Source organism: Antarctobacter albus (assembly GCF_900101505.1).
Classification (GTDB): Bacteria; Pseudomonadota; Alphaproteobacteria; order Rhodobacterales; family Rhodobacteraceae; genus Antarctobacter; species Antarctobacter albus.
Window position 1 is genome coordinate 180,571 of sequence record NZ_FMZI01000008.1, and the last position, 20,604, is coordinate 201,174.

Consider the following 20,604-nt stretch of genomic DNA (forward strand, 5'->3'; position numbering starts at 1 on the left):
GACTATGCGCCCGGCGCGGCCGGTCTGCACTTCCTGTAGAACTACGGCGACATCAGCAGCAGCGGTACGGCCATCGGGATGCAGGGCAATCCCGCCATGAGCCTTTTCCGGCGCGAACCTGATCCGGGTGATCGAAACGGCCTCCGGGTCCTGCATCGTCCAGTTCGAGACGACGGGCGACGGCATCGCCGATGCCGAGATCCGGGTGGCCGGTGTCGTCGGCCTGACCACGGACGACTTCGATCTGTGAACGTACAGCCGTGAATTGCGTCCATTTGGCCTTTGGCATGGGGAGGCCCTCTGCTATGCAGACGACCTGAGTTCAACTGCGAGAGACCTGTCATGTTCCCGCGCATCGCCTTTGCAGAACGCGATCCCGGCCCACCTCGGGGGATCGGGTGCTTGTGCGCGCGCAGCGACTAGCAGTCAGATCCGGTTTTTTCCCGAGGGGCGGCATCCATGTGATGCCGCCCCTTTTCTTTTGTTCCGCAGAAAGGAGCCGCCTTGGCCGAAGACCCCTACGATCCCGAGGAGGCAGAGGACCCAGTCCTCTGTCTCCGTTCCCGACCCAGACCCATGCGACCCCGGCGATCCGGCTCTCAACACCCCTTCAAGGCGGTGAATGGAGTTCCATTGATATCGTGTTAAGATTTTGATAATATTCAATAAAATACTTGAGGCGTGACGCCGAATTCACTAGGTTCCCGTCATGGCCAATGGGGCGTTCGTCTAGGGGTCAGGACACCCGCCTTTCGAGCGGATAACACGGGTTCGAATCCCGTACGCCCTGCCAGGCCCGGCGTTTGGGTCGCGTAGCTCAACGGGAGAGCACCGGATTGTCTATCCGGGTGTTGCGGGTTCGAATCCCGTCGCGATCGCCACCGCCGCCTTTGCTTTTCCGGCACGCCCATGCAAGTTGGGCCCCACGTATCCCGGGGCGCTTCATTTATGACTACCAACGATCCATTCCGTCACCACCCCGGCCTGCGCGCTCTGATCAAGCCGCGCGAAGACAGCTTTTTCGCGGATTTTCACGTCGACAAGGCCATCGAGATCGGCAAACAGCACGGGCGCGCCACCGACTGGATCCTGACCGAAGCCGAGATCGAGGCCGACCGGGCACAGGCACTGGCCGGGCGAATGGACCGCGATCTCTGGGTCTTTGCCTACGGCTCGCTGATGTGGGATCCGGCGGTGCGCTTTACCGAGGTGCGTCGCGGATTTGCGCCGGGGGCTGAACGGCGGTTCATCCTGTTCGACATCAACGGCGCGCGCGGGACAGAGGACCAGCCGGGACTGATGGCGGCGCTGGACGCGGGGCAGGGGTGCCACGGGCTGATCTTCCGGATCGCGGCCAGGGATGTGCAGGACGAGACCCGCAGCCTCTGGCACCGCGAACGTCTGGGAGAGGCCTATCTGCCGCGCTTCATTTCCGTCGAAACCGATCACGGAACCGAAGAGGCGCTGGCCTTCCTCGCCAACCATGCGGCCGGCAACATCAGGGGCGATCTGCAACATGACGAACAGGTGCGGCTGATCGCGACCGGCGAGGGGTTTCTCGGTACCAGCCGCGAATACCTTGAAAACCTCGCCGCGCACTTCGAAGAGATGAAGATCGAGGATGCAGAGGTCACCCGGCTCGTGACCGACGTGCGGGCCTACGCCTCGGGCTAGGCGGTGCCGGTAGGGACCAAAGCAAGGTTGCAAACCGGCCATGTCGGGGCTAACCCGTCGCGGGCAAGCCTGAGGGATCGGACATGGAAGACCTGCGCGAGAAATACATCGACCTGATTGCCAAGGCGGGTGACGAAGCCGCGCTGGAGGACCTGCGCGTCGCCGCGGTGGGCAAGAAGGGCGAGATCAGCCTCAAGATGCGTGAACTGGGCAAGATGAGCCCCGAGGAGCGCCAGGTCGCCGGCCCCGCGCTGAACGCGCTCAAGGATGAGATCAACGCCGCCCTGGCCGCCAAGAAGGCTGCCCTGGCCGATGTCGCGCTCGAGGAGCGGCTCAAGACCGAATGGCTGGACGTGACCCTGCCAGGCCGCCCGATGCGCCGCGGCACGATCCACCCGGTCAGCCAGGTCATGGAAGAGATCACCGCGATCTTTGCCGATCTCGGCTTTTCCGTTGCCGAAGGTCCGCAGATCGACAGCGACTGGTACAACTTCGACGCGCTGAACATCCCCAGCCACCACCCGGCGCGGGCCGAGATGGACACCTTCTACATGCACCGCGCCGAGGGCGACAATCGCCCGCCGCATGTGCTGCGCACCCACACCAGCCCCGTGCAGATCCGCCACATGGAGGCGCATGGCGCCCCCTGCCGGATCATCGCGCCGGGTCGTGTCTACCGCGCCGACTACGACCAGACCCATACGCCGATGTTCCACCAGGTCGAGGGGCTGGCCATCGACCGCGACATCTCGATGGCGAACCTGAAATGGGTGCTCGAGGAATTCGTGAAGGCGTATTTCGAGGTCGACCACGTCGAGCTGCGCTTCCGCGCCTCGCATTTCCCCTTCACCGAGCCTTCGGCCGAGGTCGACATCCAGTGTTCCTGGGAGGGCGGCGTGCTGAAGGTTGGCGAGGGCGACGACTGGCTCGAAATCCTCGGCTCCGGCATGGTGCACCCGCAAGTGTTGAAAAACTCGGGCGTGAACCCGGACGAATGGCAGGGCTTTGCCTTCGGTATGGGGATCGACCGGATCGCGATGCTGAAATACGGCATCCCCGACCTGCGCGCCTTCTTCGACTCTGACCTGCGCTGGCTGCAGCACTACGGGTTCGCGGCGCTGGACGTGCCGACGACGGCGGCTGGTTTGAGTAGGTAAATGACATCGGACCTGATAACTTTTGGATTTGCGCCTTTAGTTTGGCTCGTCATTGCCTTGTTGTGGAAATTCCACCGAGGAGAAATGAAAGGTCGTAGTATAGCACTTGAGCGACGGCTTCTCGGTTATGCCTTGTTGAAATGTCCGCGCAAGGATAGCTGCATCGAAGCTGTGAAATTCGAGGTCCTTCTGGGCATTCTAAAAAAAGTCGAAGCAAAGAATGGCGTGATGGCCAGCGTTTGGGCGCTCGTGTTGCTATTAGTGACGGTGGCATTTGAGGACATAAAGCTTTTGGCTGGTTGCGATCTGGAGAGTGATTTTCTCAATGCAGTCTTGATTGCGGCCTTGCCTTTCTTGTCTGCTTCAATTTTGGGTGCGCGGCAACTTGATAATTATTGCAATATATCTTCGCGCGAGGCGCTTTGGAGTCGCGATGAGCCTAATGATATGGAGTTGAAGCGGAAATTGAAAGAGGATCTCGAACTTGACGCTTTGCTGAAAGAGGATTTACTTTGGGTTTCTCAATCTGGAGCGCAACTGTTTATCTTGTTTTTTGTTTTGGCTTTCTATATTTCATCGGCAAGTTGGCTCTAGTTTTTCCTAACCCGTAGCACTCCCTTTATAGGTGGGTAGGCAGGCTTGTGCATTGCCGCGCAACAATGTCATCCTTGAGAACAAGCCCATCTCTCGGAGACAGCCCATGTTCCGCGCCCTCTCTCTCGCCGCCCTTCTCGCAACACCCGCCCTCGGTGACGAGGTCTGGGACAGCGCGCAAGGTCCTGTCGTCTACGAAGAGGACACTGGCGGCGCGGCTGTCCTGTCCTTTACGCATCCGAACGGCTATCCGGCCAGGCTGGTCATCCCGGGACTGGCCGGCAACTACCAGGACCGCGCCGTGCACCGGGCCTTCTGGGTCGGGCAGGGGCCAGGCACCTGCTTTGCCGCCATGAGCCTCGGCGGCCAGCCCAGCCATGACTGGGGTGAGGCGCTCATCAGTTTCGACAGGCCCGCCTTTCCGACTTCCTTCACCCTCTCGTTGGGTGACTGCTTTGGCCCGATGACCACATCCTTCCGGGCGCTCGCACGCTGACATGGCGCTCTTTACCCACGAAAATCGCCAACGCAGCGCCGACTCGCGCCGCGTCTATGCCGCCTTCGAGATCGCCCATACCACCGTCGATTTCATTGCCGCCTTCTGTTTCCTGATCGGTTCGATCCTGTTCTTCTGGCCGGAGTGGGAGACGCAGGCGATCTGGCTCTTCGTCATCGGATCGGTCTTCTTCGCGCTGAAACCAACCCTGCGGCTGGTTCGGGAATTGAGGCTGGCGGCAATGGGCGACGCCGAGGACCTGGCGGAACGCTATCGCGATTGACGCTTGCCGGACGGGCATGGCAGGCGGGGCCAAAGGGGAGGTACATGATGTCCGAAACGCTCACCGTCGGCGCCGCGCAGTTCGGCAGCCGGATCGGCGATCTCGACGCCAATTTCGAGGAACATCACCGCTGGGTGAGCCAGGCCAGGGGGCTGGACCTGCTGGTTTTTCCCGAGCTTAGCCTAGTTGGTCACTACGGGGCCGAAAACCTGCTGGACGTGACGATGAAACGGCACGACCCGCGCCTGATCGAGCTCAGCCGCGCGGCGGGGGACACGATCCTGATCGTCGGTTTCGTCGAGGAAGGCCCGGCGGCACAGTTCTACAACGCGGCGGGCGTCTACAAGAACGGCAAGCTGATCTACATCCATCGCAAGATCAATCTCCCCTCCTATGGCAAGCTGATCGAGACGAAATACTACGCCCAGGGCCGCTTCGTGGACACGCAGGAGATCACCGAGGACTGGCGCCTTGGCCTGCTGATCTGCGCCGATCTCTGGAACCCGGCACTGGTGCATCTTGCCTTCCTGCATGGCGCGACGCTGCTGGTTTCGCCGATCTCCAGCGGGGTCGAGGCGGTGGGAGAGGCGTTCGACAACCCCTCGGGCTGGACGGCCACGATGCATTTCTACTCGATGATGTATGGCGCGCCCTCGATCATGGTGAACCGGACCGGGCCGGAAGAGGATCTGAATTTCTGGGGTGGCTCGCGGATCCTCGACCCCTTCGGCCATCCGCTTGCTATCGCCGGACAGAACCCGGAGCTGATCACCGCCGAGCTTGATTATGGCCAGGTGCGCCGCGCCCGCGCCCTCTTGCCCACCGTGCGGGACAGCAACATCGGCCTGGTCGAACGCGAGATGAACCGCCTGAACGACAGATTGGGCGTTCCCGACATCATCCGCGACGACGACTAGGCCGCGCCGGGCCATCCTGGCTGGCGGGCCTCGCTGGGCGCGCGCCCATGTTTCTTTGGGCTGAAAATACCTCCGGGGGTGAAGGCCGCAGGCCGAGGGGGCAGAGTCCCCTTTTGCCTGCGGTTTCAACTGGCGGACCGCCGCCCTCTTTCCTCCCATCACCCGATCCGCTAAGGACGGCGCGACGTGACGCATTTGCGGGGCATGAAGCGATGAAATTCACCCTCTCCTGGCTCAAGGAACACCTCGACACCGAAGCATCGGTCGACGAGATCTCCGAGGCGCTGACCGATCTCGGCCTCGAGGTCGAAGAGGTCGTCGATCCGGCGAAATCGCTTTCCGCCTTTACGCTGGCCAAGGTGCAGGAGGCCGAACAGCATCCCGACGCCGACCGCCTCCGCGTCTGCAAGGTGGAAACCGATGAAGGCCTGAAACAGATCGTCTGCGGCGCGCCCAACGCACGCGCCGGGATCACCGTGGTGCTGGCCAAGCCGGGCGACTACGTCCCGGGCATCGACGTGACGCTGTCGGTGGGCAACATCCGGGGGGTCGAAAGCCACGGTATGATGGCCTCCGAGCGCGAGCTGGAACTCAGCGACGAACACACCGGCATCATCGAGCTGCCCTCGGGCGAGGTCGGCCAGAAATTTACCGACTGGTTGGCACAGAACGATCCGGCCAAGGTCGATCCGGTGATCGAGATCGCCATCACGCCAAACCGGCAGGACGCACTGGGCGTGCACGGCATAGCGCGCGACCTGGCGGCGCGCGGTCTCGGTACGCTCAAGCCGCTGAAGGTGGAAAAGGTCGCGGGCCAGTTCCCCTGTCCGATCAGCGTCACCATCGACGCGGACACGCAAGGCGAGGGCGGCTGCCACCTCTTCGCCGGGCGCCTGATCCGGGGCGTGAAGAACGGCCCGTCGCCGGCCTGGCTGCAGGACCGTCTGCGTGCCATCGGGCTGCGCCCGCGCTCCATCCTGGTGGATATCACCAACTTCTTCACCTTCGACCGCAACCGCCCGCTGCACGTCTTCGACGCGGACAAGGTCAAGGGTGACACGCTGCGCATCCACCGCGCGAAACAGGGCGACACGCTGGTGGGCCTGGATGAAAAGACCTATGCCTTCTCGGACGGGCAGGTGGTGATTTCCGACGCCGAGAGCATCGAGTCCATCGGTGGCATCATGGGCGGGCTGGAAACCGGCTGTACCGAAGAGACGACCAACGTCTTCCTCGAGGCCGCCGTCTGGGACCGCATCCAGATCGCGCACACGGGCCGTGCGCTCAAGATCAACTCCGACGCGCGCTATCGCAACGAACGCGGCATCGACCCCGAGTATGACCTGCAGGCGATGGAGGATGCGGCACAGATGATCCTCGACCTTTGCGGCGGCGAGGCCTCCGAGCTTGTCGTTGCGGGCGAGGTGCCGGACACCGCGCGCGCCTACAAGCTGGACACCGATCGCGTCATCTCTCTGGTGGGCATGGACATTCCCGCCGAGGAACAGCGCCGCACGCTGGAGGCGCTGGGGTTCCGCATGGAAGGCGACATGGCACATGTCCCGTCCTGGCGTCCCGACGTTCTGGGGGAGGCGGATCTTGTCGAGGAGGTGGCGCGCGTCGCCTCTCTGACCAAGCTGGAGGGCAAGCCGCTGCCGCGTCTCAGCGATGGCGTGACCCGTCCCGTTCTGTCGCCGATGCAGCTGCGTGAGCGCAGCGCGCGGCGGACCGTGGCCGCGCTGGGCTACAATGAATGCGTGACCTATACCTTCATCGACCAGGCGGCGGCGGCGCTGTTTGGCGGCGGTGACGATGCGCATATGCTCGCCAACCCGATCAGCTCCGAGATGAGCCACATGCGGCCCGCGCTGATGCCGGGCCTCCTGCAGGCTGCGGCCCGCAACCAGGCGCGGGGCTTCATGGACCAGGCACTGTTCGAGGTCGGCCATGCCTTCCACGGCGGCGAGCCGGGCGAACAGCATGTGCAGGTCACCGGCCTGCTGGTGGGGCGCACCGGGCCCAAGGATGTGCACGGTGCCTCGCGGCCCGTGGATCTGTATGACGCCAAGGCCGATGCCGAGGCGGTGCTGGCCGCGATGGGCGCACCTGCCAAGATGCAGATCCTGCGCGGGGCGCGGGAATGGTGGCACCCCGGGCGGCATGGCAAGTTCTGCCTTGGCCCCAAGAAGGTGCTGGGCGTCTTCGGAGAGCTGCACCCCAAGGTTCTGGCCGCGCTGGACGTCAAGGGACCGGCGGTGGGATTCACGCTCTGGCCGCAAGAGGTGCCGATGCCGCGCAAGAGCGGCGCGACCCGGCCCGCGCTGGTGCTGAACGATCTGCAGGCGGTCGAGCGCGACTTTGCCTTTGTCGTGGACGCGGATGTCGAGGCGCTGACGCTGGTAAACGCGGCGCAGGGCGCGGACAAGGCGCTGATCGACGAGGTGCGCGTCTTTGACGAGTTCATCGGCGGCAGCCTGGGCGAGGGCAAGAAGTCTCTCGCCATCACCGTGCGCCTTCAGCCCACGGACAAGACGCTGAAGGAAAAGGACATCGAGGCGGTCGCCGCCAGGATCGTCGAGAAGGTGACCAAGGCCACCGGCGGCACGCTGCGCGGCTGAGGCCCGCTTGCACCAAGCTGATCTGCGCGGGGTTCGCGCGGGTCAGCCTGGCTTCTGACCGGTGCGGCGGAGGCGCCGTTCCCGGTAGAGGATCATCAGGCCGGCAAAGACGATCAGCAGCGCTCCGGGCAACAGATCGTCGATTGGCGCCTCGTCGAAGAACAACCAGCCCAAGCCAAAGGCGATGGGTATCCCCAGATAGCTGAAAGGCGCCAGGTTACTGGGTTCGGTCATCCGGTAGGCCACGACGAGGCACAGCACCGCCGTGCCGCCGAAAAGCCCCATCAACACGATAAGCCCCAGGTCCTGCAGGTTGGCCACCGGGGTGAACCCTCCAACCGACAGGGCCAGTGTCAGCGATCCCAGCACCGCGACGGTCGAGGAATGCAGGTTGAACAGGGGGGTCGGGACCTCTGGATCGATCAGGCGCGCGGAAACGCCGGAAAACCCATAAAGCGCCGCCGCGCCGAACGGCAGCAGCATGTGCCATGAAAAACCGGCGGTGCCCGGCTGCATGATCATCATGACGCCGACAAAGCCCAGGGCGACCGCGGACCATCGGATCAGGCCGACACGTTCGCCCAGAAGCGGGACGGAAAGGGCAGTCGTGAACAGCGCGGTGGAATAGGAAATCGTGGTTGTGGTGGCAAAAGCCATAAGGCCAAGCGACAGGTAGAACAGGTACTGCGCAAAAGTGACGGCCACGCCCCGTGCCATTGCAAGCTGCCATTGGCGGATGCCCAGCCGTCGACCTCCGTTTCGCCAGGTGCTGTTCATCCACAGGACGATCGCGCTGGGCAGCAGGCCAAAGATGTTTCGGTAGGCCGAGAGTTCTGCCGCGCCGTAGTGGGGTGACAACCGTTTGATGAGAAGGCCCATCAGGTCGAACAGGACGATGGCCACGATGCTGACGATAACGGCAAGAACCACTTTGTCCGGCCTGGCTGACATGACGCTTCTTTCGCGATGATCCCTGCCAGCCAAGGATCACGTTTCAGAGGTATAGTCGACCATCTTGCCCCCGCGCGCAGTCTTTTGCGGCACGGGAGCAAGGCGGCGAAACGTCAGTTCTTGCCCGCGCCCATGCCGCGGCCAAAATCGGCGGTGGTCACGACGCCGTCTTTGTCGCCGTCCAGCCAGGCGATCCAGTCGGCGGCGGTGCCTGTGAATTCCTCCAGGCTGACCTTGCCATCGCCATCGACATCGTTGCGTTCCAGCAGCATGCCGTCGGCGGCGCGTTTCATGGCACCCCGGCCGTGGTTGCCCTGCGCGGCCATATCGGCCTCGCGGGCCTCGTCGAACAGGACATATTCCTCGGCGTCGAGAAAGCCGTCCTCGTTGGCGTCGAAGGCGGCAAAGACATTGGCGCGGCGCTCGGCCGCCTCTTTGGCCGTGACCTTGCCATCCCCGTCCAGATCCCAGTTCTCGACGAAATGGGCGCCGGGCCGCCCCTGCTGGGCAAGGAGGGGCGCGGTGGGAAGGGCAAGTGCTAGGGCAAGAGCAAGGTATCTGGTCATCGGATCCATCCGTTGTCTGAAATTGCATTCATATAACGATGGCAGAATGTGTTTCCGTCGCGGCAGGCTGCCGCAGCCCGTCTCAGGTGCCGGCGGACACCTCGTCAAAGGCGGCAAGGGCTTTGGAGGCATACATCAGGCCCGGTCCGCCCGACATCTGGATGGCGGTGCCGAGGGCCTCGACCATTTCCTCGCGCGTGACGCCGGCGCGGTGGCAGGCGCCGACATGGCTGGTGATGCAATCCTCGCAGCGCAGCGCCACGGCGATGCCAAGCGCGATCAGTTCCTTTTCCTTGTGGCTCAGCACGCCGTCCGCGCTGGCCGCCTTTTCCATCGTGACGAAACCGGCAAAGGTGTCGGGGATCGCCTTGCGCAGGTTGCGCAGGTTGTTGCGGGTTTCGGCGAATTTCTCGGTAAAGGACATATTGATCTCCTGGGATGTGTTCGGCTCCCAAGAGCATGCCGCGTTGCAGCGGTCCTTGATCCGGATCATGTGGTGTCAAACGCAAAAGGCCCCGCCACGTGGCGGGGCCTTTGTAATTCGGATCGTGTGCCGGTCAGGCCAGCAGGCGACGCGCAATCACCTGTGCCTGGATCTCGGCGGCACCCTCGAAGATGTTCAGGATGCGGGCGTCGCACAGGATGCGGCTGACCGTGTATTCCAGCGCGAAACCGTTGCCGCCGTGGATCTGCAGCGCATTGTCCGCATTGGCCCAGGCCACGCGGGCACCCAGCAGCTTTGCCATGCCGGCCTCGAGGTCGCAGCGCCGACCGTGGTCCTTTTCCCAGGCCGAGAAATAGGTCAACTGGCGGGCGATCATGACTTCCACTGCCATCATCGCCAGCTTGCCCGAGACGCGGGGGAAGTTGATCAGCGACTTGCCAAACTGCTTGCGGTCGATGGCATATTGCATGCCGACGTCCAGTGCCGCCTGCGCCACGCCGATGGCACGCGCGGCGGTCTGGATGCGGGCAGATTCGAACGTTTCCATCAGCTGCTTGAAGCCGTTGCCTTCTTCGCCGCCAAGGAGGTTCTCTCCCTTGACCTTGAAGTCGTCGAAGCCAAGCTCGTATTCCTTCATCCCGCGATAGCCCAGCACTTCGATCTCGCCGCCGGTCATGCCCTCGGTGGGGAAGGGGTCTTCGTCGGTGCCGGGGATCTTCTCGGCCAGGAACATCGACAAGCCCTTGTAGTTGTCCGTCGACGGATCGGTCCGCGCCAGCAGGGTCATCACATGGGTCCGCGCCGCATGGGTGATCCAGGTCTTGTTGCCGGTAATGCTGTAGTCGCCGTTCTCGTCCTTGACCGCGCGCGTCCGCAGCGAGCCCAGGTCGGAGCCGGTGTTGGGTTCGGTGAAGACCGCGGTCGGCAGGGTTTCACCGCTGGCAAAGCGCGGAAGCCATTTCTGCTTCTGCTCTTCCGTGCCGCCCGCGATCACCAGTTCTGCGGCAATCTCGGACCGCGTGCCCAGGGATCCGACACCGATGTACCCGCGCGAGAGTTCCTCGGAGACCACGCACATGGAGGCCTTGGACAGTCCCAGGCCGCCGTATTCCTCGGGGATGGTCAGACCGAAGACACCCATTTCCGCCAGCTCCTCGATGATTTCCATCGGGATCAGCTCATCCTTGAGGTGCCATTCATGTGCGTAGGGTTCGACCTTTTCCACGGCATACCGGCGGAACTGGTCACGGATCATCTCCAGCTCTTCGTCCAGCCCGGTGCGACCATGCGTGACCTCTGCCTGGCGTTCTTCCATCAGCTGCACAAGGCGGGTGCGGGCGCCGGGGTTGTTGCCGTGCTGCATGAGGTGTTCGACTTGGTCGGTCAGCATGGCGCGGCGTTCGTCCTGGTTCAGGCCCATGTCCGCAAGGCGCACGATCTCGCCCTGGTTCATCTGGATGCCGCCGTGGATCTGCGAGAGGTACTCGCCGAAGGCAATCTGGTGGATCAGCTGTTCGACCTCGCCAAAGGTGCCTTCGCTTTCCAGGCGCTTGGCCCAGGCCTGCATCTGGCGCAGAGATTCGACGTAGGTTGCCAGCCAGGCCAGCCCGTGAGCGGCAAACTGGTTCTGTTCGACCAGCGCGCCGGACACGCGGCCATCGGCCACCACCGTTTCCCGGACATGGGTGCGGGCGGTTTCCAGGATGCCTTCGATCGGGGCGATCGAGTCTCCGGTCAGGGTCAGAAGATCGGGCAGAATCACGCTGCCAAGGCTCAGGTCTTGTCCGTCATGCGCCATTCAACAGGTCCTCTCTCTTTGTCGCCGAGCGGGCTGGCGGGGCCACCCCATTGCGCGTATAGTGAAACATGCGTTCCAGAATTCAGGGTCAGCATACGTCTTCTCGACGGTCCTAGCTACTTTGCAGGTGCAGCGCAACAAAAATGCCTGAGGTGCGGCGGTATTGTTCATTTGTTGCGCGCTGATGAATCCGCGTGCGGTCGCGGCAGGACATGCTAAGAGGCCGTCATGCCCGGAATTCTTGCTGATCTGACCCCGCTTACGGTGCTTCTTGCCCTGGGAATTGCTTCGCTTGCCGGAGTGATCAAGGGGCTGGTCGGTTTTGCAATGCCGATGATTCTCGTTTCCGGCCTTGGCAGTCTCGTGGCGCCGGAACTGGCCCTGGCGGGCTTGATCCTGCCGACGCTGGTGACAAACGGTTTCCAGGCGCTGGCGCAGGGGCCAAGTGCAGCCATCCAATCCGTGCGCCGGTTCCGGGTCTTCCTGGCCGTTGCCTGCGTGATGCTGCTGCTGTCCGCGCAACTGGTGGCAGTGCTGCCGGCGCAGGTCCTTTTGCTGATGATCGGCGCACCGATCACCCTTTTCGCGGTCCTGCAGCTTGCTGGCTGGCAACCGCGCGTCGCAAGCGAAGGGCACCGGGGGCTGGAAATCGGGATCGGGGTATTCGCCGGCTTCATTGGCGGGTTCTCGGGCGTCTGGGGACCACCGACAGTCGCCTACCTGACGGCGATGGGCACCGAAAAGCGCGAACAGATGCGCGTACAGGGCGTGATCTACGGGCTGGGCGCCGTGGCGCTGACACTGGCGCACATTGGCTCGGGCGTGCTGAACGCGGCGACTGTCTGGCTGTCGCTGGCGCTGGTACCACCGGCACTGGCCGGCATGTGGATCGGGTCGCGGGTTCAGAACCGGATCGACCAGCGCGCTTTTCGTCGGGCAACCCTGCTGGTCCTGCTGGTCGCGGGCTTGAACCTGGTGCGTCGCGCCTTAATCTGACGTCCATGACCCAGCAGGATTGGCCCGCGCATGTGACGCGGCTTGTCGACGAGGAATTGGCGGACTTTGCGGTGGCAAGCCGGGGGGACCGGCTGCTGCTTGAGGATTTCGCGCGGATGCGCGTGCGCCGCCCGCGTCCCATCACCGTCAATTTCAGCGGGGGCTTGACCGACACCTGTTACAGCGTCACCCGTTCGAACGGGGCCTATTCGGTGCTCTTCCTGCCGAAGGCGGGGTATTTCAGTCTGTGCGTCGATAGTGATTTCGGACCGCTGGACATCGGTGTTCACGGGCCTGCGCTGGGCTGCTTCGCCTCGGTCTGAGGGCGCTTCGTCGTCTGACTGGAGGGGAATGGTGGAGCCTAGGGGGATCGAACCCCTGACCTCTACAATGCCATTGTAGCGCTCTCCCAGCTGAGCTAAGGCCCCATTCCCGGGCGACGCCAGCGGCGCCGTGCGCGGGTGATTACGCCCTGCTGCCGATGGGATCAAGCGGAAAATTGCGGCGGAGAGAGAATTTCCTCGCGGAGCTTGGGAAGAGGCCCACGCGGCGGAGGAAACAAAGAAAAACGCCGGTCGGAGAAACCGACCGGCGTTGCCGTGTTCTGCGCTGGTGACCAGCGATCAGGAGTCGTCGTCTTCGTTCGAGACGTCCGTGATATCGTCCAGGGAAACGTTGTCGTCGTCCTCATCCTCGAGAACATCGTCGTCGTCGAGATCGACGTTGACGTCATCGTCGTCGATCAGGTCGACTTCTTCCTCGGACTCCTTGGCCTTGGACTTGTTGGCCGCATCCGCCGAATCCGCAGCTATCATGCTCCGTTTGCCGGTTTCGAGGTTGACCACCTCGCCGGTGTAGGGGCTGACGATCGGGTCGCGGTTCAGGTCGTAGAAACGCTTGCCAGTGGTGGGGCAGACACGCTTGGTGCCCCATTCTTCCTTGGGCATGGGTGATCCCCTTCAACTCTCAGTGTCTGTCGACAATCCACGCCCCCTGCCATATCAGGTGAGGGATGTCAAAAGCTTTGACAGCAAGCAGCGGGGCAGGGGGCATATGGGGCAAATCACCTTGGCTGGCAACCCTCCGGTTGCGGTTGTCCTGCGGCGGTCGGCGCGTGCCCGCCGCCTGTCCCTGCGAATCTCGCAGCTGGACGGGCGGGTCACGCTGACCCTGCCGCAAAAGGTGCCCGAGGCCGAGGGGCTTGCCTTTCTGCGCGCCAAGGAAAGCTGGCTGCGCGGGCACCTCGCCGGTGTGTCGGGGCCGGTGGCCGTCGGCCCGGGCGCGCGCGTGCCTGTCGAAGGCGTCCTGCACGAGGTGCGCGGCGGCAGCGGTCGCCAGGTGCGACAATCAAATGGCGTGTTGCTGGTGCCCGGCCCCGAGGAGCGGATGGCGGCGCGACTGAAGGGCTGGCTGCGGACACGGGCGCGCGACCGTCTGGCAGAGGCCTCTGACCGCTATTCGGCGCGGCTCGGGCGGGGGTACAGTCGGCTGACGCTACGGGATACGCGTTCGCGCTGGGGCAGCTGCACCCATGATGGTGGCCTGATGTATTCCTGGCGGCTGATCCTGGGCCACCCCGAGGTGCTGGATTATGTCGCCGCGCATGAGGTCGCGCACCTGCGGCACATGGATCATTCCCCGGCCTTCTGGCGGCAGGTCGAGGCGCTTTATGGCGACTGGCGCAGTCCCCGAAAGTGGCTGAAGGAACACGGAGCAGAGCTGCACCGATACCGGTTCGACTGACCGCTTGATGCCGCGTGGGCAGCCCGGTTAGGCGCGGCGCAGCATCTTGCGCGGGTCGACCTGTGACGCGGCGGTGCACAGGCGCTGACCGGCCCGGAACCGCTCCTTTGCCTGGGCGGAGACGAAGCTGGCCCACAGTGTTTCACGTCGTTCGTATCGAGGCGGCTCTTGCCGGGGCTGTGCGGCGGCCTGCGGTGCCGCCTCGCGCGGGGCTTGCGATGGCTGACCGGCCTGCGCGCTGTCGCCGTGGGGCCCCTGTGTCTGCGCCTTGCGCCGACGCGCACGCCATCCTTTGTCGTCGCGCCGCTCCCGCGCCTCACGCTCTTTCATGATCCGCAATTTTTCGGGATTGTGCCAACGCAGCGCGTCATAGGCGTTGTTCAGTTCGGCAAGCTTGCGTGTACCTTCCTCGATATCGCCTCCGGTGACATCGGGATGGTTCGCCTTGACCAGCCTGATCCATGCCCGCCGGATGGTGGCAAAATCGTCCTCGGGGGTGACTCCAAGCGTCTTGTAGGCGGACATCGGTGCGGTACGGGTCATGACAAACTCTCTTGCGGTGCGTGGCACAGTCCAAGGCCCGCCCCCGGAACCGTCGGAAAAATCTTAAATTGAAGATAACTTTGATTCACATCCGCCGTGTAGCCCGTTTCGCCTGCAAGGGTTAACGCGGGCACACCGACGGCTGCGGGCCATTGACCGGCATCGAAAATGTGATCACAAAAGAGCCATGCAAGCCGCACCCAAACCAGAGATCGCCGCCTCCGCCCATGACCGCGTGTATCGCGGGCTGCGCACACGGATCATGCACGGGCAGATGGCGCCGGGTCAGGCGCTGACCCTGCGCGGCATCGGCCGGGAATTCGATGTCTCGATGACCCCGGCCCGCGAGGCCGTGAACCGTCTGGTGGCCGAGGGGGCGCTGACCATGTCCTCGTCCGGGCGGGTGTCCACGCCCGAACTGTCGAACGAACGGATCGAGGAGCTGGCCGCCCTGCGTGCCCTGATCGAGGTCGAGCTGGCCTCGCGCGCCTTGCCGCGCGCGCATATCGCGCTGATCGACCGGCTGCAGACCATCAATGCCACCATCGCCGACGTCGTGTCGAACCGCGATTCGGTGGGCTATATCCGCACCAACCTGGAGTTTCACCGTACGCTTTACCTGCGGGCCCAGGCGCCAGCGATGCTGGCGATGGCGGAAACCGTCTGGTTGCAACTGGGGCCGACGATGCGGGCGCTTTACGGTCGGTTGCGGCGATCGGAACCGCCACAATATCACCGCCTGATCATCGCGGCGCTCAAGGCGGGCGACGAGCCGGGTCTGCGGCTGGCGGTACGCTCGGACGTGACGCAAGGGTTGCGAATGCTGGCGGGCTGAAACGCGCCCCATTGGCAGGCTTGCCGCGATGCGGCATGAAAGACTCATGGAATTCGGACCGGTCTTCATCGCGCTGGGCGTCTTGTTCCTGGCGGGGCTTGCGGCGGACGCACTCGGCAGGCGGACGCGCGTGCCCGGCGTGACCTTGCTGTTGGTCATCGGCGTGCTGATCGGGTCGTCCGGATTGGCGCTGCTGCCGGAGGCGGCGATTCTCTGGTACGAACCGCTGTCGATCGTGGCCCTGACGATGGTGGCCTTTCTGCTGGGGTCGTCGTTGCGCCGCGACAAGGTGGCGGCGCACGGGCGGGCGATCCTGACGGTCTCCGTTGCGGTGGTGCTGGCGACGATGGTGGTCGTGGCCGCGGGCCTCTGGCTGGCGGGTCTGCCGCCAGAGCTGGCAATCCTGATCGGCGCAGTGGCCACGGCGACCGACCCGGCGGCCACGCAGGAAACCCTGCGCGAGGCCGGGGGCGAGGGCGATTTTGCCGATACCTTGCGCGGCATCGTCGCCATAGACGACGCCTGGGGGATGATGGTCTTTGCCCTGGCGGTGGTGGCCGCGCAGGCCGTCGCCATTGGTGATTTTGATCCCGGGTTGTTGCTCGTCGCCCTCTGGGAGGTTGGCGGCGCGCTGGTGCTTGGCCTGGTCATCGGCCTGCCCGGTGCCGTTCTGACCGGGCGCTTGCGCCCGGGCGAGCCGACGCGGATCGAGGCGCTGGGTCTTGTCTTCCTGACCGCCGGGCTGGCGCTCTGGCTGGAGGTGTCGTTTCTGCTGGCGGGCATGGCGGCGGGGGCGGTGATTGCCAACCGTGCGCAGCACCACGAACGCGCCTTCCACGAGATCGAGATGGTCGAGCGCCCTTTCCTGATCCTCTTTTTCCTGCTGGCCGGGGCGTCGATGCAGCTGGATGCACTCTCTGCCGTTGGCTGGATCGGGTTGGGCTATGTGATCCTGCGGATCCTCGGACGCGTTGCCGGGGGATGGCTGGGCGGCCTGTTCGGCGGGCTGACAGGCCCGGAACGCCGCTGGATCGGCCCGGCGTTGCTGCCGCAGGCCGGTGTCGCGGTGGGCATGGCCCTGGTCGCCACGGCAGAAATGCCGGCGGTCGGGGACATCCTGCTGACCCTGACCATCGGAACCACCGTGGTCTTCGAACTGATCGGCCCGGTGGTCACGCTCTTGGCCGTGCGCGCTGTGCGCAAGGCGGATGGCGGGGCCTGAGGCCCCGCCCGGCTTCAGGCCATCGCCGCGGTCAGGGCGGTGTCCATCAGCCCCTTGATCGACGCGCGCGAGGTCTGCGCGACGATCCGCCCCAGTTCCGCCTGCCCCTTCAGGACAACCAGCGTGGACCGACGCGGGATTTTCAGCGAGCGGGCCAGTTCAGAGCGGCCATGTTCATCCCAATCCACGTCGATGAAAGTGATCTGCGCCTCGTAGTCCGGGTTTTCCGACTTCAGGGCATTGATGACACGTTCCTGCGCGGCGCAGGTCGAACACCAGCTGGCCTTGAAATCCAGAAAGACGGTCTCGCCCTTGTCCAGGTGCGTGGTCACGAGGCCGGGCTTGTAGGCCAGCGGTGCCGCACGGGCGGCAAGGGGCAGGGCGAGGGCCGTTCCGGTGGTCAGGGTCAGAAAGCGGCGGCGATCCATGAGAAGGCTCCTTTGTGGGTCCGTGTCTTGGGGTTTGGGTCAGAGGGAAACGGAAAGGTCGATCAACCAGGGCGGCAAGACGCCGATGAGCCAGGCCTCGACCAGGTGATGAAGGTTGAAGAAAAGCGCCAGCCCCACGGCCACGAAGGTCGCGCCCAGGATCGGGCGCGCACGGACCGCAAGGGCGCGCAACTGGCTGTTGTAGCGGCCGACCGCGCCGCGCGTGCCATAGGCCAGTCCCAGGATCAGGGTCGAGACGCCAAGCGCAAAGCACAGCATGATCAGCGCGGCCCAGCCAAGATTCTGCCCCTGGCTGGCCAGGGAAATGGCACCGCCCAGCGTCGGGCCGATGCAGGGGCTCCAGACGGCGCCCAGCAGAACCCCGCCCAGGAATTGCCCGCGCAATGCGCCCCGGTCAATTTGGTCCATCTGCGCATCGGCACGGGCCGACAAGCCGGCGGTGGCCGTCTCAAGCACGCCTGCCGCCTGCGGCAGCAACAGCGCCAGGCCGAAGAATACCATCAGCACGGCGCCAAACCGGGACACCGTGTCGACGCCGATTCCCAGCGCATGGCCAAAGGCCGTGACCCCGACGCCCAGCACCACGAAGGACAGGCTGAGCCCTGCCGCCATGACCAGCGGGCCGACTCGGCTGGCCTGCAGGGCGGTGGCGATGACGATAGGCAGCACCGGCACCACGCAGGGATTGATCAGGGTCAGCAGCCCGGCCCCGTATGCGAATAGCAGCTCCATACCAAGGATAGTGCCGGGACGCAGGCGCCCATGTCACCCGACAAAACCCTGACGCATCGTCACGAGCGCGTGCAAATTGTTTCGGGGCCGCGCTCAGCGCAGGCAGTTCTGGCGGACGAGGCTGCAGAGCGTTTCGAATTCCGTCTCAAAGCTGCGCAGCGCGGCATCGAGTTCCGCCGCGGGCATGCTGTCATGCCCTTCCAGAAGCTCCTGCGTGTCGTTCAGCGCGTCCAGAGCGATCTCGGCCGAGCCGCCTGTGGTGAGCACCAAATAGAGCTGGCCGACGCCCGCCACCGCCAGTCCGCCGACGCAGGAGACCCCGCCCGCACCCGTCAGGGCCGCGGGACAACCATAGAGCGTCAGCGTCGCGCCAACCGCGTCTCGGTCCGGGCCAACTTGTCGGCCAGCACCGCGCGCTGGGCCTGCCAGGCGCTCAGGCTCTGGAAGTCGGCGGCCTTGATGCGGCTCTCGTTGTCGACGAACAGCGCCTCGCGATAGCGTTCGGCGGCAACGCAACTCCAGCCGCTGTACAGGCCGGGGACCGGAGTCGCGGGCAGCGATTTGGCCGGGTCGACGTTGTAGCCCTGAAGACAGCTTTGCGCAGAAACAGGCGCCGCGGCTGCAATTCCCAGGGCAACGGCAAAGGCTGAGGTTCAGGCCGCCAGGCCCTTGGACCCCATGTTCAGGAACTTGTCGCGGCGGGCGCGGATCAGGTCTTCGCGCGACATGCCGTCGAGATCGCCCAAAAGGCCGCCGATCGCGCTGCGCACGGCGGCGATGGAGGCCTCGCTGTCGCGGTGCGCGCCGCCCAGCGGTTCGGGGATCACCCGGTCGCAGACGCCAAGCTGGTAGAGATCCTGCGCTGTCAGGCGCAGGGCCTCGGCGGCTTCGCGCATCTTGTCGGAATCCTTCCACAGGATCGAGGCACAGCCCTCGGGCGAGATCACCGAGTAGACCGCGTGTTCCAGCATCGCGACCCGGTTGGCGGTGGCAAAGGCCACAGCACCGCCGGATCCACCTTCGCCGATCACGACGGAGACCAGCGGCACGCCGATCTGCAGGCATTTCTCGGTCGACCGGGCGATGGCCTCGGACTGGCCGCGTTCCTCGGCCCCCTTGCCGGGGTAGGCGCCGGGCGTGTCGATCAGCGTGACCACCGGCAGGCCGAACTTGTCGGCCATCTCCATCAGGCGCATCGCCTTGCGATAGCCCTCGGGCCGGGCCATGCCAAAGTTGCGGGTGATCCGCGAACTGGTGTCGTTGCCCTTTTCATGGCCGATCACGACCACCGGACGATCGTCCAGACGGGCCAGGCCGCCCATGACCGCGTGGTCGTCGGCAAAGCCGCGGTCGCCGGCCAGCGGCGTGAACTCCGTGAACAGCGCCTCGACATAGTCCTTGCAATGCGGCCGGTCGGGGTGACGGGCGACCTGGCATTTCCGCCAGGGCGTCAGCTTGGCATAGAGATCCTTGAGCAGTGTCTCGGCCTTGCGGTCGAGCGCGGCAGCCTCTGCCGCCACGTCCATTTCCTCGTTGTCACGCGCCATGCGGCGCAGCTCTTCGGCCTTGCCTTCGATTTCGGCCAGGGGTTTTTCGAAGTCGAGGTAATGAGTCATCCGGGTCTCCTTGCAGGGCGCTATATGGCCTCGCCGCGCGCGGGATGCAATAAAGCAAGATTTGTCGCAGCGGGCCGGTCTAGGGTCCCGGCAGACAGAGGACACCCGTGATGACCCGACAGGACCACCCCGCTGCCACATATGAGGCCCGCATCCGCAGGGTCATGCGCCATATCGTCGACAGGCCCGACGGCGACCTTTCGCTGGACGCGCTGGCGGATGTGGCGGCGATGTCGCGGTTTCACTTTCACCGGGTCTACGCCGCGATGACCGGCGAAACCGTGGCGCAGGCCGTGCGTCGGCTGCGCCTGCACCGCGCTGGCAAATGGCTGGTGCAGGGGGGTGATCCGGTGGAGGTGATCGCCGCCCGCGTGGGCTATGCCAATGCCCAGAGCTTCAACCGCGCCTTCAAGGCGCACTACGGCATCACGCCGCTGGCCTTCCGCGCCGCCGGACAGGCTGATCGCATGACCCTGACCCTGCGCAAAGGAGACCCCGCCATGTATCCTGTCGAAATCCGCAACTGCGCGCCCGCGCGTCTGGCGGCGCTACCGCATAAGGGCGACTATCACCAGATCGCCCGCGCCTTTACCGAACTGGCGGCGATTTTCTCTGCCAGGGGGCTGTGGCCACAGGCGCGCGGTATGGCCGCCATCTACTACGACTCGCCCGCGGACACGCCAGAGCCGGACCTGCGCAGCGCCGCGGGCATCCTGGTAGAGCAGGATTTTGCCATGCCCGAGGACCTGCAGGACATTCCCCTGCCGGACGGCGATCACCTCGTTCTGACCTTCAAGGGGGCTTATGCGGGTCTGCCGGCGGCCTGGGACCATGCCTATGGCGTGGCGCTGCCCGACTCCGGCCGAATGCCCGCTGACAGCCCGTCCTTCGAGGTCTATTTGAACGATCCCACCGATACGCCGCCCGAGGCGCTGCTGACCGAAATCCATGTGCCCCTGCTGGGCTGAC

General features: G+C 64.6%; 24 protein-coding genes and 3 tRNA genes. 16 read left to right on the top strand and 11 right to left on the bottom strand.

What is annotated here, in order from left to right; translation table 11 throughout:
- Positions 1-127: 127 nt before the first annotated feature.
- From BLQ71_RS26980 to pheT, 10 genes are all read left to right on the top strand, one after another.
- Entirely contained in the window at positions 128-250 is a 123-nt protein-coding gene (locus tag BLQ71_RS26980; RefSeq protein WP_268236878.1) for a hypothetical protein, read from the top strand.
- A 468-nt stretch (positions 251-718) separates the two neighbouring features.
- Positions 719-793 (top strand) — tRNA-Glu (locus BLQ71_RS15505).
- A 13-nt stretch (positions 794-806) separates the two neighbouring features.
- Positions 807-881 (top strand) — tRNA-Asp (locus tag BLQ71_RS15510).
- Positions 882-948: 67 nt separating this feature from the next.
- Entirely contained in the window at positions 949-1,674 is a 726-nt protein-coding gene (locus tag BLQ71_RS15515) for a gamma-glutamylcyclotransferase (RefSeq protein ID WP_074622363.1), read from the top strand.
- A gap of 83 nt (positions 1,675-1,757) precedes the next feature.
- A complete protein-coding gene (gene pheS, locus BLQ71_RS15520) occupies positions 1,758-2,831 on the top strand; it encodes a phenylalanine--tRNA ligase subunit alpha (protein WP_074622364.1) in 1,074 nt (357 codons plus the stop codon).
- Positions 2,832-3,425, top strand: coding sequence for a hypothetical protein (locus tag BLQ71_RS26045; RefSeq protein ID WP_133066163.1), 594 nt, complete (start codon positions 2,832-2,834; stop codon positions 3,423-3,425).
- 106 nt (positions 3,426-3,531) lie between these two features.
- On the top strand, positions 3,532-3,921 hold the full coding sequence (locus tag BLQ71_RS15530) for a hypothetical protein (protein WP_043142177.1): 390 nt from the start codon (positions 3,532-3,534) through the stop codon (positions 3,919-3,921).
- Position 3,922: 1 nt separating this feature from the next.
- Positions 3,923-4,204, top strand: coding sequence for a YrhK family protein (locus tag BLQ71_RS15535; RefSeq protein ID WP_074622366.1), 282 nt, complete (start codon positions 3,923-3,925; stop codon positions 4,202-4,204).
- Positions 4,205-4,248: 44 nt separating this feature from the next.
- Positions 4,249-5,121 (top strand): nitrilase-related carbon-nitrogen hydrolase, encoded by an 873-nt coding sequence (locus BLQ71_RS15540; RefSeq protein WP_074622367.1) that lies wholly within the window; start codon positions 4,249-4,251, stop codon positions 5,119-5,121.
- A 212-nt stretch (positions 5,122-5,333) separates the two neighbouring features.
- Complete coding sequence (gene pheT, locus BLQ71_RS15545) at positions 5,334-7,739, top strand: phenylalanine--tRNA ligase subunit beta (protein WP_074622368.1); 2,406 nt, start codon at positions 5,334-5,336, stop codon at positions 7,737-7,739.
- A gap of 42 nt (positions 7,740-7,781) precedes the next feature.
- Here the strand turns inward: pheT and BLQ71_RS15550 are convergent, their stop codons facing one another.
- From BLQ71_RS15550 to BLQ71_RS15565, 4 genes are all read right to left on the bottom strand, one after another.
- Positions 7,782-8,690, bottom strand: coding sequence for a DMT family transporter (locus BLQ71_RS15550; RefSeq protein ID WP_074622369.1), 909 nt, complete (start codon positions 8,688-8,690; stop codon positions 7,782-7,784).
- Positions 8,691-8,803: 113 nt separating this feature from the next.
- Complete coding sequence (locus BLQ71_RS15555; protein ID WP_043142165.1) at positions 8,804-9,256, bottom strand: EF-hand domain-containing protein; 453 nt, start codon at positions 9,254-9,256, stop codon at positions 8,804-8,806.
- A gap of 82 nt (positions 9,257-9,338) precedes the next feature.
- Positions 9,339-9,680, bottom strand: coding sequence for a carboxymuconolactone decarboxylase family protein (locus BLQ71_RS15560; RefSeq protein WP_043142594.1), 342 nt, complete (start codon positions 9,678-9,680; stop codon positions 9,339-9,341).
- 133 nt (positions 9,681-9,813) lie between these two features.
- The gene (locus BLQ71_RS15565) at positions 9,814-11,499 is read right to left on the bottom strand and encodes an acyl-CoA dehydrogenase family protein (protein ID WP_074622370.1); all 1,686 of its coding nucleotides are present in this window, start codon (positions 11,497-11,499) and stop codon (positions 9,814-9,816) included.
- 228 nt (positions 11,500-11,727) lie between these two features.
- Between BLQ71_RS15565 and BLQ71_RS15570 the strand changes: the two genes are divergently transcribed.
- Positions 11,728-12,495 (top strand): sulfite exporter TauE/SafE family protein, encoded by a 768-nt coding sequence (locus tag BLQ71_RS15570; RefSeq protein ID WP_043142158.1) that lies wholly within the window; start codon positions 11,728-11,730, stop codon positions 12,493-12,495.
- 5 nt (positions 12,496-12,500) lie between these two features.
- Positions 12,501-12,818 carry a hypothetical protein gene (locus BLQ71_RS15575; RefSeq protein WP_074622371.1) on the top strand — a complete coding sequence of 106 codons (318 nt, stop codon included), beginning with the start codon at positions 12,501-12,503 and terminating at the stop codon, positions 12,816-12,818.
- A 29-nt stretch (positions 12,819-12,847) separates the two neighbouring features.
- On the opposite strand, the gene BLQ71_RS15580 is transcribed toward BLQ71_RS15575, so the two are convergent.
- Both BLQ71_RS15580 and BLQ71_RS15585 read right to left on the bottom strand, forming a co-directional pair.
- Positions 12,848-12,923 (bottom strand) — tRNA-Ala (locus tag BLQ71_RS15580).
- Positions 12,924-13,118: 195 nt separating this feature from the next.
- Positions 13,119-13,442, bottom strand: a complete 324-nt coding sequence (locus BLQ71_RS15585) for a TIGR02300 family protein (RefSeq protein ID WP_043142153.1) — start codon at positions 13,440-13,442, stop codon at positions 13,119-13,121.
- 106 nt (positions 13,443-13,548) lie between these two features.
- On the opposite strand from BLQ71_RS15585, the gene BLQ71_RS15590 reads away from it, so the two are divergent.
- Positions 13,549-14,238: a M48 family metallopeptidase gene (locus BLQ71_RS15590; protein ID WP_074622372.1), complete on the top strand. Its 690-nt coding sequence runs from the start codon at positions 13,549-13,551 to the stop codon at positions 14,236-14,238.
- 27 nt (positions 14,239-14,265) lie between these two features.
- Here the strand turns inward: BLQ71_RS15590 and BLQ71_RS15595 are convergent, their stop codons facing one another.
- Positions 14,266-14,781, bottom strand: coding sequence for a J domain-containing protein (locus tag BLQ71_RS15595; protein ID WP_074622373.1), 516 nt, complete (start codon positions 14,779-14,781; stop codon positions 14,266-14,268).
- A gap of 187 nt (positions 14,782-14,968) precedes the next feature.
- Between BLQ71_RS15595 and BLQ71_RS15600 the strand changes: the two genes are divergently transcribed.
- Together BLQ71_RS15600 and BLQ71_RS15605 are read left to right on the top strand one after the other, a co-directional pair.
- Entirely contained in the window at positions 14,969-15,616 is a 648-nt protein-coding gene (locus BLQ71_RS15600; protein ID WP_043142144.1) for a GntR family transcriptional regulator, read from the top strand.
- A 46-nt stretch (positions 15,617-15,662) separates the two neighbouring features.
- On the top strand, positions 15,663-16,838 hold the full coding sequence (locus BLQ71_RS15605; RefSeq protein ID WP_074622374.1) for a cation:proton antiporter: 1,176 nt from the start codon (positions 15,663-15,665) through the stop codon (positions 16,836-16,838).
- Between the two features lie 14 nt (positions 16,839-16,852).
- Here BLQ71_RS15605 and BLQ71_RS15610 read toward each other — a convergent pair whose 3' ends face one another.
- From BLQ71_RS15610 to BLQ71_RS15625, 4 genes are all read right to left on the bottom strand, one after another.
- A complete protein-coding gene (locus BLQ71_RS15610) occupies positions 16,853-17,266 on the bottom strand; it encodes a thioredoxin family protein (RefSeq protein ID WP_043142138.1) in 414 nt (137 codons plus the stop codon).
- Between the two features lie 39 nt (positions 17,267-17,305).
- Positions 17,306-18,019, bottom strand: coding sequence for a cytochrome c biogenesis CcdA family protein (locus tag BLQ71_RS15615; RefSeq protein ID WP_074622375.1), 714 nt, complete (start codon positions 18,017-18,019; stop codon positions 17,306-17,308).
- 93 nt (positions 18,020-18,112) lie between these two features.
- Positions 18,113-18,289 (bottom strand): hypothetical protein, encoded by a 177-nt coding sequence (locus BLQ71_RS26430; RefSeq protein WP_157923313.1) that lies wholly within the window; start codon positions 18,287-18,289, stop codon positions 18,113-18,115.
- Positions 18,290-18,672: 383 nt separating this feature from the next.
- The gene (locus BLQ71_RS15625) at positions 18,673-19,635 is read right to left on the bottom strand and encodes an acetyl-CoA carboxylase carboxyltransferase subunit alpha (RefSeq protein WP_043142130.1); all 963 of its coding nucleotides are present in this window, start codon (positions 19,633-19,635) and stop codon (positions 18,673-18,675) included.
- Positions 19,636-19,745: 110 nt separating this feature from the next.
- Between BLQ71_RS15625 and BLQ71_RS15630 the strand changes: the two genes are divergently transcribed.
- Positions 19,746-20,603, top strand: a complete 858-nt coding sequence (locus BLQ71_RS15630; RefSeq protein WP_074622377.1) for an AraC family transcriptional regulator — start codon at positions 19,746-19,748, stop codon at positions 20,601-20,603.
- Position 20,604: the final 1 nt, after the last annotated feature.